This is a genomic window from Maricaulis sp. B-26, from assembly GCF_056857855.1.
Window position 1 is genome coordinate 102,918 of record NZ_JBSXNX010000019.1, and the last position, 13,546, is coordinate 116,463.

A 13,546-nucleotide genomic window follows, 5' to 3' on the forward strand; every position below is an offset into this window, starting at 1 on the left:
CCGCAGGCTGTCAGGGCTGTCGGCGGTTTGCCAGGACAGCGGCGACGTCGATACCGTGGCCGGCCGCGATCTGGCGGGCCTCGCCGGGCCGGGCGCCGGACAGCCGGTAGATCTCGTCCTCGCCGCAGACGAAGTCCCGGGCCAGCAGGTCGGCAGCGTCCCGCGCAATCTCATTGCCGCCCGCCATCATCGCATTGACATAAGCGACCGGACAGACCTCGGTGCCGCCCAGTCCGGTCAATGTGGTGACCACGAGCGTCTCGCCCCGGCCCCAGCTTCCGTCATCCAGCGGTATATTGCTGTAATAGCGATGGATGGTCGCGGTCGGGGACTCGCTTACCAGGCGCCATTCCACCACCGAGTGGAAGGAGCCGAAATTGCCCCGCACCTGCGGCTGGTGAAAAACAGGTGCCGTCCCGCCGCGCGTATAACCGGTGCGCTGGGCGTGTTCGCCGCCATCGATGTGCAGCGTCCAGCCGCCCACCCCGCCGCAGGCGACCCATTGGTAGAAACCGCCCTCGTCCGGATCGCTCTCCTCGACGACGCGGCAGGCGCCGTCCGTATCGGTGCGGGTGTAGGTGCTGTCGATCTGGGCTGCGGCGCTCCCGGCGCAAAACAAGAAGCCCGCGAGCGCGGCCGTGGTCTTGACGATCATGGTTTCCCCCTTGCGATCCGGGCGCAAGCATAGGCTGCAAACGCCCGTGCCGAAACGGGGAAGCGCAAGGAAAATCGCCGGCGGACTAGTCCGCGTCGAAATCGAGGCCGACGCTGGAATAATTCCCGCGCCGGTTCATCCATTTCGGATCGACCTTCACATTGAGGAAAAGGTGGACCTTGCAGCCCAGCACCTCCTCGAGCTCCTTGCGGGCCGCTTCGCCGATCGCCTTCACCGCACTGCCGCCCTTGCCCAGCACGATAGGTTTCTGGGTCTCGCGTTCGACGATGATGGACTGCTCCACACGGATCGAGCCGTCGCGCAGCTTCTTCCAGACCTCGGTTTCGACCATGGAGGCGTAGGGCAGCTCCTCGTGCAGGCGCAGATAGACCTTCTCGCGCGTAATCTCGGCGGCGAGAATGCGCGAGGGCAAATCGGCGACCTGGTCGGCCGGATAGTGCCAGACGCCTTCCGGCATCTTCTCGGTCAGGAAATGCTTGAGCTGCTGCACGCCGGAGCCCGTCTTCGCCGAGATCATGAAGACGTCGGAATAGACGCCCGTCTCGTAAAGTTCCTGCGACATGGCGAGCAGGTGATCGCGCTCGATCAGATCGACCTTGTTGAGCACGAGGATCGCCTGCCGCCCGGCCTTCTTGAGGCCCTCATTCACGCGCTCGTCGTCATCGACCATGCGCTTGTCGCCGCTCTTGGCGCCGCCATGCTCGAGCCGCGCGCGGGCGCCGGCATCGACGACATGGATGACCGCATCGGCATCCTCGGCGCCGGCCCAGGCAGCCGCGACCATGGACTTGTCCAGCCGCCGCTTCGGCGCGAACACGCCGGGCGTGTCGACGAGCACGATCTGCGCCTTGTCCTCGATCGCCACGCCGCGCACGGCGAAGCGGGTCGTCTGGACCTTGTGGGTGACGATGGTCACCTTTTCGCCGACCAGCGCGTTCACAAGCGTGGACTTGCCGGCATTGGGCGAACCGATCACGGCGACGAAACCGCAGCGTTGTGTGTTGTCTTGCGTCATCTGTTTTCCTGTCAGGCCTGCTGGCCTTCGCGCTCGAGCAGCGCGCTCGCGGCGGCCCGTTCGGCCGCCTGTTTCGATCCGCCTTCTCCGATCGCCGGATCGAGCGGGCTGACTGTGACCTCGACCGTGAAGACGGGCCGGTGGTCCGGGCCCGAACGTTCGGTGAGGCGGTATTTCGGGACGCCGTGGCCGGCCTTGGCCGCCCATTCCTGCAGCGCCGATTTCGGATTGGCGGGCTTGGCCTTGAGCGCCTCGATTCGCGGCCCCCAGAAGCGGTCGTAAAAGACCCGCACAGCCTTCATACCACCGTCCAGATAGATCGCCGCGATCAGCGCCTCGCAGGCATCGCCGAGGATGGACGTCTTCTCGCGCCCGCCGCCCTTGGCTTCCGACTTGCCGATACGCAGCGCCTCGCCGAGATCGACCTCGCGGGCCACCTCGGCGCAGGTCTCCTTGCGCACGAGCGCATTGAGGCGCGGCGCCAGCGCGCCTTCATCGGCCTTGTCGAAGACCTTGAACAGCGCGTCCGCCGTCATCAGGCCGAGCACGCGGTCGCCGAGGAATTCCAGGCGCTCATAGGACTTCACCTTGCCGCGTCCGTCGCCATGACTGGCATGGGTGAGCGCACGCTCGATCAGGGCGCGTTCCTTGAAACGATAGCCGATGCGTTCTTCCAGCGCCGCGATCGCGTCAGCCATGGACGACCTCGATCACACGCGCCTCGATCACCACGAAGGCCTGGGCGTAGGGATGGTCGTCCGTGATGGTGATGTGCGCATGCGCCTCCATCCCGTCCGGCGTGAGCTGCTGCAAACGCTCCAGCGCCCGCCCCCTGAATTCCAGTGTCGGCTTGCCGCCGGGCAGGTTCACCACGCCGATCTCCTTCCAGGAGACCCCGCGCGCAATGCCTGTGCCCAGCGCCTTGGCGCCGGCTTCCTTGGCCGCAAACCGCTTGGCATAGCTCGCGGCTCGCATGCGCCGCTTGTCGGATTTCGCCCGCTCGATCTCGGTGAAGACCCGATTGGTGAAACGCTCGCCGAAGCGTTCGAGCGACCGCTCGATCCGGCGAATATCCATCAGGTCGGAGCCGAGGCCGATGATCACGGCTGAATCTCCGCCCGTGCCTCTTCGATCAGGCCGCGCATCGTGGTGACCGCTTCGCGCAGGCCGCGGAAGATGGCTTCGCCGATGAGGAAATGGCCGATATTGAGCTCGGCGAGCTCGGGAATGGCGGCGACGGGTTTGACGGTGTCGTAGGTCAGGCCGTGACCGGCATGGACTTCCAGTCCGCGTCTGTGTGCTTCCGCCGCTCCGGTTCGCAGACGTTCCAGATGTTCCTCGACGGCCGCCGTCTCGCCGCGCAGGAAGGCTTCGCAATAGGCGCCGGTGTGAAGTTCCACGACGGCGGCCCCCATGGCTTCGGCCACGGCGACCTGGACCGGATCCGGCTCGATGAAGAGCGAGACGCGACAGCCCGCATCACCCAGCTCGCGAACATAGGGCGCGATATGGTTGTGACCGGCGGCGATATCGAGCCCGCCCTCTGTCGTGCGCTCCTCGCGCTTTTCCGGCACGAGACAGACCGCATGCGGCTTGTGGCGCAGGGCGATGTCGAGCATTTCCGGCGTCGCCGCCATTTCCAGATTCAGCGGCAGGTCGATCTCGTCCATCAGCCTGTCGATATCGCCGTCGGTAATGTGACGGCGATCTTCGCGCAGATGGGCGGTGATCCCGTCGGCACCGGCTTCGGCCGCCTGGCGCGCCGCACGCACCGGGTCCGGATGGGCGCCGCCGCGGGCATTCCGGATCGTGGCGACGTGATCGATATTCACGCCGAGCCGGATGGTAGCGCCCGTCTCGCTCATGCCAGGCCCCGGCTGCCCGGCTTGATGGCCGGGATGGCTTCCAGTTCCGGCGGGAGCTGGTCGGCCGGATAGGCCGGCACCTTGTATTCGGTCAGCGCGATCAGCGGTACGCCGACATCCGCCTCGCCGCCGGAGCGGTCCACCAGGCAGGCCTCGGCAACCACGGTCGCACCGGTCGCCTTGATCGCCTCGATGCATTCGCGCGAGCTCAGGCCCGTGGTGACGATGTCCTCGACGACCAGAACCTTGTCGTCCGAGCTCAGCTCGAAGCCGCGGCGCAGGGTGAATTCGCCATCCTCGCGCTCGACATAGAGTGCATTAAGCCCCATCTGACGCGCCGTTTCATAGCCCGGCACGATGCCGCCCACGGCCGGCGAGACGATCACGGTCGGCTCTTCGGTAAGCTGGGCCCGAACCTTCTCGGCCAGTGCCTTGCAGAGCTTTGCCGTGCGCGCCGGATCGGCAAAGACCTTGGCCTTCTGCAGGAAGACCGGGCTGCGCAGGCCGGAGGAGAGAATGAAATGGCCCTCGAGAAGGGCTCCGGCAGCCTTGAATTCGGCGAGGACTTCGTCGCGGGTCATGCGGGTCGGATCTCCATAATACGGCTCAGCCGCGCATACGCTCGGCCGAAACGACCGGTTCGCACATGCGCAGGGCGGCCAGGATATTGGCCAGATGTCGGGTATCGAACACTTCGACGTCGAATTCCATGTCGAAGAATTCCGGGGAACGGTTGCGCGTCATCACGCTGGCGATATTGCCGCGGTTCTCGCTGACCGTCTTGGCGATCTCTGCGAGCACGCCCGGCCCGTTGTGCAGGATGGCGCGAATGCGCGCGATCGAGACGGCGTTGTCCTCCGCCTCGGCGGTCCAGGCGAGGTCGAGCCATTTGTCCGCATCGGCGTCCTCCAGCTCGGCCAGCCGGTCGCAATCGATAGTGTGGATCTCGATGCCCTTCTCCGGCATCAGCACGCCGACGATCCGGTCGCCCGGCAGCGGCGAACAGCAATCGGCGAAATGCAGTGTAACGCCCTGGGTCAGGCCGCGGCCGCGCACATAGAGTCGCGCCTTCTCGTCCTGGATAAGCTCTCGCTGGGCCGCATCGCCGCGCTCGTCGAGCCGTCCCGGAAAGGCCGCGTTGAGCAGGTCCGTCGAGGTCACGCGACCGCGGCCGAGCGCCTCGTAGAGGTCCTCGACATCACGCAGTTCAAGCCGGCTGATCGCTTCGCCGAGGTCTTTCTCGATCAGCGTACGCCCCTCGCGGCGGAAGGCATGGTCGGCCATGATCTTGCCGATGCGCAGGAATTCGTCGCGCTCGCTGTCGCGGATGAGACGGCGGATGGCGGCTCGGGCGCGTCCGGTGATCGCAAGATTTTCCCAGCCCTGCGGAGGCTGGCGCACGCCGCCTTTTACGATCTGCACCACATCGCCATTGCGAAGCTGTGTGCGCAGCGGGCGTTCGCGGCCATTGATCTTGGCCGCGACCGTGGTGTGGCCGAGTTCGGTATGAACCGCATAGGCGAAATCGAGCGGCGTTGCGCCGGAGGGCAGCGAGATGAGATCGCCGTTCGGCGTGAAGCAATAGACCTGGTCGGAGAACATTTCGAGCTTGGCGTGCTCGAGGAATTCGTCCGGATCGCCGCCCTGGTTCAGGATTTCCACGAAGGGCCGCAGTCGCTCCAGCGGATCGCCACCGGCGGCCTGCGCCGCGGCGGCATCATAGGTGTAGGTGGAATTCTTGTAGCGCCAGTGCGCCGCCACACCGCTTTCCGCCACGGCCTCCATCGCTTCTGTTCGGATCTGCAGCTCGACCCGGACATTGCGCGGTCCGATTATGGTGGTGTGCAGGGAGCGATAATTGTTCGGCTTCGGCAGCGAAATGAAATCGCGGAAGCGCTCCGGCATACAGCGCCAGGCCTGGTGGATGACGCCGAGCGTGCGATAGCACTCGTCCGGTGTGTCGACGATCAGCCGGAAGGCGTAGATGTCGGCGATTTCCTCGAAGGTGAGCCCCTTTCGCTCCAGCTTCCGCCAGATCGAGTATGGACGCTTCTCGCGGCCGAAAATGCGCGCCTCGATACCGGCCTGTGCCAGTTTCTCGATCAGGGCCGCCGATACGGCGGCGACCTCTTCGCTGTGCTGGTCGCGCAGGAGTTTCAGGCGCTTGGTGATCGATTCCCAGGCCGCCGGATTGATGTGCCGGAAGGCCAGGTCTTCCAGCTCCACGCAGACGCGGTTGATACCGATGCGACGGGCCAGCGGCGCATAGATTTCCAGCGTCTCCCGCGCAATCCGCTCGCGCTTGTCGGCACGCGGAATGGCGTCGAGCGTGCGCATATTGTGCAGGCGGTCGCACAGCTTGACGATCAGCACCCGGACATCGTCCGAGATCGCGACGACGAGTTTCTGAAGGTTCTCGGCCTGTTTGGTGCGCTTGGAGCGCAGCTCCATCTGGCCGAGCTTGGTGACGCCGTCGACGAGGCGCGCAGTCTCCGCGCCGAAATGCTCGTCGACGTCCTCGCTGGTTACCGGCGTGTCCTCGACCGTGTCGTGGAGCAGACCGGTACACACGGTGGCGACGTCCATGCGCAGATCGGCAAGGATCATCGCCACAGCGGCGACATGGGCAAAATAGGGTTCGCCGGACTGGCGCCGCTGCGGCCTGTGCGCTTCCTCGGCAAAATCATAGGCGCGACGCACATAGTCGGCGTCGACCTTGGGGAAATAGCGTTGGATACGCGCGACCAGCTCGTCCGCGCTGGGTATGGCGGGCGGCGGCGATGCCAGATCGGGTGACGTCGCGCCGAGGGTCAAGACGGATCAGAGACGGCCGTCAGGCGCGCCGTCCCGATCATTCTGGAGCGCCTTGAGCATCTCAGCCTCGTCCAGCTCGACCTGCGGAGCCGGGAGGGCCTCCATCTGGGTCGCCTTTTCGGACTCTTCAGCCTTGGCTTCAGCTTCCTCGTCCTCGCTCGGCAGCACACGCTGCAGACCGTGAACCAGGCTTTCCTTCAGCGCATCCATGTCGAGCGTTTCGTCGGCGATCTCACGCAGCGCGACGACCGGATTCTTGTCGTTGTCGCGGTCAATCGTCAGCTCCGAACCGGCCGAAATATTGCGGGCACGGTGAGCCGCCATCAGAACGAGGCGGAAACGATTGGGAATTTTTTCGATGCAATCTTCGACAGTGACGCGAGCCATGCGCGCGATCTCCTTGAACCAGCGCTGTAGGTTTGGAACCGCGTTCCCTACCCTTCCCGCCTTGCAAAAGCAAGGCTCTCGGGTGCCGCGACTCCAAGCCATTACAGTCGATAGATGGGGGCCGTGTCGGCCTCCGGCAAGTCCGCCAGGAGATCGGATATCCCGCGGCCCGTACGCGGGTCCGTCCAGCCCGGCGCGATTTCCTGCAAGGGCAGCAGCACAAAGGCCCGCCCGGTCGCCCTCGGATGCGGAAGAACCGGACCGGCAGCGCCGGCATCCACCACCCCCTTGTAGTCGATGATATCGAGATCGAGCGGACGCGCGGCATTGACGACGGTGCGGGACCGGCCGAAAGCGGCTTCAACCGCGTGCAGGCAGGCCATCAGCGCCGCGGCATCCAGTTCGGTCTCGACCCGCGCCGCAGCATTCACATAGGGCGGATCGGCCGGGTCCGGCCAGGCCGGACTGTGCCAGTCCGAAGACCGCTCGGCGCAATGGACACCCCTCGCCTCGAGTTCGGACAGGGCTGCAGCCAGCGTCTGCTGCGGCGTGCGCGAACCGGATGGAAGATTGGCGCCCAGCGCGATATATATCGCCTCAGATTGCATATCCGAATTCATTCATTGCTTGAGGAATATTCGACATGGCCTTTTATCCCGACGAACGCATCGGATTGTTCATCGACGGCGCCAACCTCTTTTCGACCACCAAGGCGCTCGATTTCGATATCGACTTCAAACGCCTTCTCGAGGAATTCCGCAAGCGCGGCAAGCTGATCCGCGCGAATTACTACACCGCGCTGCTCGAGCAGGAAGACTACAATCCCCTGCGCCCCCTGGTCGACTGGCTGGACTATAACGGCTTCTCGGTGATCACGAAGCCGGCCAAGGAATATACCGACGATCACGGACGCCGCCGGATCAAGGGGGATATGGATATCGAGCTCGCAGTCGACATGCTCGAAGCAGCCAATTACCTCGATCACATCATTCTCTTCTCCGGCGATGGCGATTTCCGCCGCGCCCTCGCTGCGGCTCGGGCCAAGGGCGCCCGTGTCAGCGTCGTATCCTCCCTGAAGACTTCGCCCTCCATGATTTCCGACGATCTGCGCCGCGAAGCCGACACTTTCATCGAGCTGGCGGACCTGCAGCACATGATCGGCCGTAACGGGGGTCAGGACTGATGGGGGAAAACACCTCCGTCGCGCCCGCCGCCATCCCGCCCGAAGCCCCGCTCGACTGCCCGCTCTGCCCGCGCCTGGTCGAATTCCGCCGGGTCAATGCGGAAAAGTTTCCCGACTGGCACAATGCCCCGGTCGAGTCCTTCGGCCGCGACGATGCCCGGCTTCTGGTCGTGGGCCTCGCCCCCGGACTTCGCGGTGCGAACCGAACGGGCCGCCCCTTCACGGGCGACTGGGCCGGCGATCTTCTCTACGCGACCATGGGCAGGTTCGGCTTTACGCGCGGAACCTATGACAGCCGGGCGGACGACGGGCTCGAACTGGTCGACGCGATGATCACCAACGCCGTTCGCTGCGTGCCGCCGGAGAACAAGCCCGTCGGCGCGGAGGCGAATGCGTGCCGCCCCTTCCTGACGTCGCGGATCGCCGCCCTGCCCCGGCTCGAAGCCATTCTGTGCCTCGGCAAGATCAGCCACGACAATACGCTGCGTGCCCTCGGCCATCGTCTCAAGGATGCGAGCTTCGGGCACGCTGCCACGGCCGATCTGGAAGGGCCGAATGGTCCGATCCGTCTCTTCGACAGCTATCACTGCTCCCGCTACAACACGAATACCGGACGCCTGACCGAAGCGATGTTCGACGCCGTCTTTGCCGATATCCGCACCTGGCTGGATCGCTAACGCCCGAATCTGAACGCTGTGGAAAAATCACAAGCCATTGGCTTTAAAAGACCTTCCCAATCCATGCGCAGCGAAAGAAATACACATCTGGCAGAAAACCCCGAGCAGGCGGCGTCTTCCCATGTCCGGTGAACCGGGCATGTCGGATTATTTGCCTGCTTCCCGGATCTGGCGGCCGCCTTCCGATGCAAGGGTGTGAGACCTGCATGTGAAGCCCTTGCGACGAACATTTTCCCCGCCGGCATGATGGTTAACCGGCAAGGGCGCATCCGACGCCGTATCGCAAAGTTTTCTTGAAAAATCAGGCAATTTCTCCTAGCGAAACGTTAATCTTTCTGGCAAGAAACGGGGTATGCACGCATATTCCGCCAACCCCGCCGAAGCCGAGCGGTCGATCGCTTTCCTGACCTTCCCGAACGTCAAGCTACTCGACGTGACCGGACCGCTTCAGGTCTTCGCCGACGCCAATCGTTTCCTGGGCCGCCAGGCCTACGCCACGCCTTTAGCCTCGCATTATGGCGGACCGGTAGAGACCGATGCGGGCGTCCCCCTAACCACGCGGCGACTGGCGGGCATCGGACTCGACGATACGGACACGCTGATGATCGCGGGCGGGCATGGCGTCTTCACTGCCTGCCGCGACCAGCGGCTCGTTGCCGGCATCCGCAAGGCGCACGAACGCGGGGGCCGTATGGCCGCGACCTGCACCGGCGCCTTTCTGCTCGGCGCCGCCGGCCTGCTCGACGGGCGGCGCGCCGTCACGCACTGGAATTTCTGCGACGAGCTGGCGGCACGCCATCCCGAAGTCAGCGTCGACCCCGACCCCATCTTTATCGAGGATAACGGCGTCTGGACGTCGGCCGGCGTGACTGCAGGCATCGACCTCGCCCTTGCTCTGGTCGAGGCCGATCATGGCAGCCAGCTGGCCCTGGAACTGGCGCGCAGCATGCTCGTCTACGTCAAGCGCCCCGGCGGGCAGTCGCAATTCTCGGAAGCGCTGAAGCAACAGACCCGATCGGCCTCCGGGCGCTTCGACGCGCTGCATTTCTGGATGAAGGACAATCTGTCCGCCGACCTGAAAGTCGACGCTCTCGCCGAGCGCTGCGGCATGAGCCCGCGCAATTTCGCGCGGCTTTACGGCGAGGAGACCGGTCACACGCCGGCACGCATGGTCGAGCAATTCCGCGTCGATGCGGCCCGCGCCATGCTCGAAGACCCGGACGTCTCCATCAAGACCGTGGCGGATAGAAGCGGTTTCGGCAGCGACGAGCGCATGCGGCGCAGCTTTGCGCGGCTACTCGGCATAACGCCACAGGCCTATCGCGAGCGGTTCGCGATGGAACCGGCCTGACCCGGCGCCGCCCTCAGCCGTAATTCTTCATCAGGCGGGACTTCTGCTTGTCCCATTCGCGGCGCTTGATCGTCTCGCGCTTGTCGATTGTCTTCTTGCCCTTGGCCAGACCGATCTCGAGCTTGGCGATTCCGCGGCCGTTGAAATAGAGCTTGAGCGGAATGATCGTCCGTCCGTCCCGCGCCACCGCGCCGGAAAGCTTGTCGATCTCCTTCTTGTTGAGAAGGAGTTTGCGGTGCCGGCGCGGCTCGTGATTGAAGCGGTTGGCCGGTCCGTATGGCGGGATATCGGCATTGATCAGCCAGATCTCGCCACGCTCCGGGCTGACATAGCTCTCGGCGATATTGGCGCGGCCTTCGCGCAAGGACTTCACCTCCGACCCCATCAGCATGAGGCCGGCCTCGAATGTTTCCTCGATCTCGTAGTCGAACCGGGCGCGCCGGTTGACGGCGATCGGGCCGGTTTCGCTTCTGGGTTTCCTGCTCATCGCACGCCTGCCTTCACGCCGCCTCGATCAGGCCGGCGAATGCCATCGCCTTCCGCACTGCGGCCTTGGAGTTTTCGTCCGGCTCGGTGAGAGGCAGCCGCATTTCCGTATTGGTCACGCCGAGGAGCGACATCGCGTATTTCGTCGGCCCCGGACTCGAAGACGTGAAGAGTGCATGATGCAGCGGCAGCAGCTTGTCGTTCAGCGCGCGCGCCTTGTCCCAGTCGCCAGACAGCGTGGCTTCCTGGAATTGCGCGAAGAGTTCCGGCGCGACATTGGACGTCACCGAGATCGCACCGACGCCACCCGTCGCATTGAAGCCGAGCGTGGTCGGGTCGTCGCCGGACAGCTGGACGAAGTCCTCACCGATCAGGCGGCGGTGTTCGCTGACCCGCGCCATGTCGCCGGTGGCATCCTTGATGCCGACCACGTTCGGAAGTGTCGCAATCCGGGCCACCGTCTCGGCCTGGATGTCGACGACGGTTCGTCCCGGGACATTGTAGACGACGATCGGAAGATCGACGGCGTCATTGATGGCCCTGAAATGCTGGTAGAGACCTTCCGCATTCGGCTTGTTGTAATAGGGCGCGACCACGAGCCCCGCATCCGCGCCGAGTTCCCTGGCCCGGCGCTGGTTCTGGATCGCGACGGCGGTATTGTTCGAGCCCGTGCCGGCAATGACCGGCACACGCCCGGCGGCCACTTCGATCACGATTTCGACAACACGCATGTGCTCCTCGAACGTCATCGTCGCGGATTCGCCGGTCGTGCCGCACGGCACCAGGCCGTGTGTACCCGCCGCGATCTGGCGTTCGGCCAGCGCTGCCACGCCCTTTTCGTCGACGGCACCATTCTTGAACGGTGTGACGAGCGCGGTGATGGAGCCTTTAAACATGTTTCAATCCCGGAAGCGTCAGAATGAGCGCGCGACCATATATAGGGCCGTCCACACGGCCAAGCGTTCTTGTCAAGTCTGGACAGTCCGCCCCGCCTTCGGCGAGAATGGGCTTTCCAGTCGTTCCAGATGTGTCCGGGGTTCCATGTTCGCACGCTGCCTTGCCGCAATGCTGCTCATCGCCGCTTCCTTTCCGGCTTTCGGACAGGTCCCGACACCCCGCATACGCCCCGAACCGCTGAATTTCTCGCAATATCTGAGCGATGCCGACTTCAATCGGTTCCGCGAAGGGCTCGATGCCGCCGAGGACGAGGACTGGGAGCGCGTACGCGAACTGCGTCTCGAACTGACCGACACGGCCGCGCGCAATGTCCTGTTGTGGCGCATCGCGATGGACGATCCGCGCGCGACCTTCCTCGAACTGGACATGGTGCTCGCTGAACTCGAGAACTGGCCGCGCGACAGCTTCATCCGCTCGGAAGCGGAGTCGAAGATCAACGGCTCCGGTTTGTCGGCGCCTTTCATCGCCAACTGGTTCGAGAACAATCCCCCCACCACCGGTCGCGGCCAGATCGCCTATGCCGAAGCGCTGATCGATACCGGCCGGATCGAGGAGGGCGAGCACCTGCTGCGCGAGACCTGGCGCACGGAGCGCCTTCCCCTGCCCGTGCAGCGCGATACCTACCAGACGCATCGCGACCGGCTGACGGAAGCCGATCACATGGCGCGGATCGACTATCTCATCTGGTCGAACCAGCGCACTGCAGCACGCCGCGTCCTGCCGCTGCTGAGCGGAACCAATCGCGACCTCGCCGATGCACGCCTGCGTCTGGCCGGCCGCCAGAGCGGCGTCGACCGGGCGGTCAACCGTATTCCGGCCAGTCTCGCGAACGACCCCGGGCTCGTCTTCGAACGGGCACGCTGGCGCCGTCGTTCAGGGCTCCGGGACACCGTGCTTCCGCTCCTGCTGGAATTGCCTGACGCGCATGAAGACGTGAATGCGCTGGAACTCATGTGGACCGAGCGCAAGCTCATGATCCTCACCCTGATCCGCGACCGCGACTACCAGACCGCCTACGAACTCGCGCGTGCCCACGGCCTGCAAAGCGGTGCCGATTTCGCCGATGCGGAATTCATGGCCGGCTGGCTGGCGCTGGTACATCTGGACGATGCCAACAGTGCGATGGCCCATTTCACGCGGCTGGGCGAGAACGTTACCACGCCGGTCTCGCTGTCGCGCGCGGAATACTGGAAAGCCCGCGCCGCCGACGCGCTGGGCCAGCCCGATCTCGCCGCACAATACTATGCCGCCGCCGGCGAACACTCGACTGCCTATTACGGTCAGCTCGCCATGGCGCAGCTCACCGATCATGATGGACAGCTGGCACTGGATCCCGATCCCGAGCCGAGCGAGGAGACCCGCGTTCGCTTCGAGGCCCGCCCGCTCGTTCGCGCCATGCGTTTGCTCGCCGAGCAGGGCGAGGAGTATTATTTCCGCCTCTTCAGCTACCGGCTCGACGACCAGCTGACCGATCCGGAAGAAGCGGTCCTGCTGTCACGCCTCGCCAGCAATTATCTCTTCATGCGCCAGTCGGTACGCGCCGCGAAGGCAGCCCGTCTGCGCGGCATCATCCTGCCGCAGAGCGCCTATCCGACGATCGAACTGCCCGGCGAAACGCGCGGTCTTCGCCCGGAGGAGGCCCTGGTTCATTCCATCATTCGCCAGGAAACCGAATTCGGACAACACGCCGTCTCCGGCGCCGGCGCCCGTGGCATGATGCAGCTCATGCCGGCCACGGCCCGCTCAACGGCCCGGCAGATCGGCGAGCCCTATCGCTTCAACTGGCTGACCGACGATCTCGACTACAATCTGACGCTTGGGATGCATCATCTCGGCGAGGTGGTGAATGATTTCGACGGTTCCTATGTCGTCGCGCTGGCTGCCTATAATGCCGGCGCCCACCGTGCGCGCCGCTGGATCGAGGATTACGGCGATCCGCGTGACCCCGATGTCGACCCGATCGACTGGGTAGAGAGCATTCCCTTCTCCGAGACGCGCAATTACGTCATGCGCGTTCTCGAGAACCTGCAGGTCTATCGTTCGCGCCTCAATGACGACGCGACGGTCCCGCTCATGATCGAGGACGATTTGCGGCGGGGCAGCGTGCCTGAATAGACATTGGCCGGTTCGCAAGG

The 13,546-nt window shown here is 64.6% G+C and carries 15 protein-coding genes; 4 read left to right on the forward strand and 11 right to left on the reverse strand.

Annotation, left to right across the window (positions count from 1 at the left end; translation table 11 throughout):
- Nucleotides 1–10: 10 nt before the first annotated feature.
- The 9 genes from AC13HB_RS06305 to folK form a co-directional block, all read right to left on the reverse strand.
- Entirely contained in the window at nt 11–655 is a 645-nt protein-coding gene (locus AC13HB_RS06305) for a hypothetical protein (RefSeq protein WP_482948886.1), read from the reverse strand.
- Nucleotides 656–740: 85 nt separating this feature from the next.
- Nucleotides 741–1,691, reverse strand: a complete 951-nt coding sequence (era, locus tag AC13HB_RS06310) for a GTPase Era (protein ID WP_482948887.1) — start codon at nt 1,689–1,691, stop codon at nt 741–743.
- An 11-nt stretch (nt 1,692–1,702) separates the two neighbouring features.
- A complete protein-coding gene (gene rnc, locus AC13HB_RS06315; RefSeq protein ID WP_482948888.1) occupies nt 1,703–2,389 on the reverse strand; it encodes a ribonuclease III in 687 nt (228 codons plus the stop codon).
- Nucleotides 2,382–2,795 carry a holo-ACP synthase gene (gene acpS, locus AC13HB_RS06320; RefSeq protein WP_482948889.1) on the reverse strand — a complete coding sequence of 138 codons (414 nt, stop codon included), beginning with the start codon at nt 2,793–2,795 and terminating at the stop codon, nt 2,382–2,384. Before acpS ends, rnc begins: the two co-directional genes overlap by 8 nt.
- The gene (locus AC13HB_RS06325) at nt 2,792–3,556 is read right to left on the reverse strand and encodes a pyridoxine 5'-phosphate synthase (protein WP_482948890.1); all 765 of its coding nucleotides are present in this window, start codon (nt 3,554–3,556) and stop codon (nt 2,792–2,794) included. Before AC13HB_RS06325 ends, acpS begins: the two co-directional genes overlap by 4 nt.
- Entirely contained in the window at nt 3,553–4,137 is a 585-nt protein-coding gene (pyrE, locus tag AC13HB_RS06330; RefSeq protein WP_482948891.1) for an orotate phosphoribosyltransferase, read from the reverse strand. Before pyrE ends, AC13HB_RS06325 begins: the two co-directional genes overlap by 4 nt.
- A gap of 25 nt (nt 4,138–4,162) precedes the next feature.
- Nucleotides 4,163–6,370, reverse strand: a complete 2,208-nt coding sequence (locus AC13HB_RS06335) for a RelA/SpoT family protein (protein WP_482948892.1) — start codon at nt 6,368–6,370, stop codon at nt 4,163–4,165.
- A gap of 6 nt (nt 6,371–6,376) precedes the next feature.
- Entirely contained in the window at nt 6,377–6,757 is a 381-nt protein-coding gene (gene rpoZ / locus AC13HB_RS06340; RefSeq protein WP_482948893.1) for a DNA-directed RNA polymerase subunit omega, read from the reverse strand.
- A gap of 101 nt (nt 6,758–6,858) precedes the next feature.
- A complete protein-coding gene (gene folK / locus AC13HB_RS06345) occupies nt 6,859–7,365 on the reverse strand; it encodes a 2-amino-4-hydroxy-6-hydroxymethyldihydropteridine diphosphokinase (RefSeq protein ID WP_482948894.1) in 507 nt (168 codons plus the stop codon).
- 35 nt (nt 7,366–7,400) lie between these two features.
- Between folK and AC13HB_RS06350 the strand changes: the two genes are divergently transcribed.
- From AC13HB_RS06350 to AC13HB_RS06360, 3 genes are all read left to right on the forward strand, one after another.
- Nucleotides 7,401–7,940 carry a LabA-like NYN domain-containing protein gene (locus tag AC13HB_RS06350; protein ID WP_482948895.1) on the forward strand — a complete coding sequence of 180 codons (540 nt, stop codon included), beginning with the start codon at nt 7,401–7,403 and terminating at the stop codon, nt 7,938–7,940.
- On the forward strand, nt 7,940–8,617 hold the full coding sequence (locus AC13HB_RS06355; protein ID WP_482948896.1) for a uracil-DNA glycosylase: 678 nt from the start codon (nt 7,940–7,942) through the stop codon (nt 8,615–8,617). Before AC13HB_RS06350 ends, AC13HB_RS06355 begins: the two co-directional genes overlap by 1 nt.
- Nucleotides 8,618–8,969: 352 nt before the next feature.
- Nucleotides 8,970–9,968 carry a GlxA family transcriptional regulator gene (locus AC13HB_RS06360; RefSeq protein WP_482948897.1) on the forward strand — a complete coding sequence of 333 codons (999 nt, stop codon included), beginning with the start codon at nt 8,970–8,972 and terminating at the stop codon, nt 9,966–9,968.
- 13 nt (nt 9,969–9,981) lie between these two features.
- Here AC13HB_RS06360 and smpB read toward each other — a convergent pair whose 3' ends face one another.
- Both smpB and dapA read right to left on the reverse strand, forming a co-directional pair.
- Entirely contained in the window at nt 9,982–10,455 is a 474-nt protein-coding gene (gene smpB, locus AC13HB_RS06365) for an SsrA-binding protein SmpB (RefSeq protein WP_482948898.1), read from the reverse strand.
- Nucleotides 10,456–10,468: 13 nt separating this feature from the next.
- On the reverse strand, nt 10,469–11,350 hold the full coding sequence (gene dapA / locus AC13HB_RS06370) for a 4-hydroxy-tetrahydrodipicolinate synthase (RefSeq protein WP_482948899.1): 882 nt from the start codon (nt 11,348–11,350) through the stop codon (nt 10,469–10,471).
- Nucleotides 11,351–11,495: 145 nt separating this feature from the next.
- On the opposite strand from dapA, the gene AC13HB_RS06375 reads away from it, so the two are divergent.
- Nucleotides 11,496–13,526, forward strand: a complete 2,031-nt coding sequence (locus tag AC13HB_RS06375; protein ID WP_482948900.1) for a lytic transglycosylase domain-containing protein — start codon at nt 11,496–11,498, stop codon at nt 13,524–13,526.
- Nucleotides 13,527–13,546: the final 20 nt, after the last annotated feature.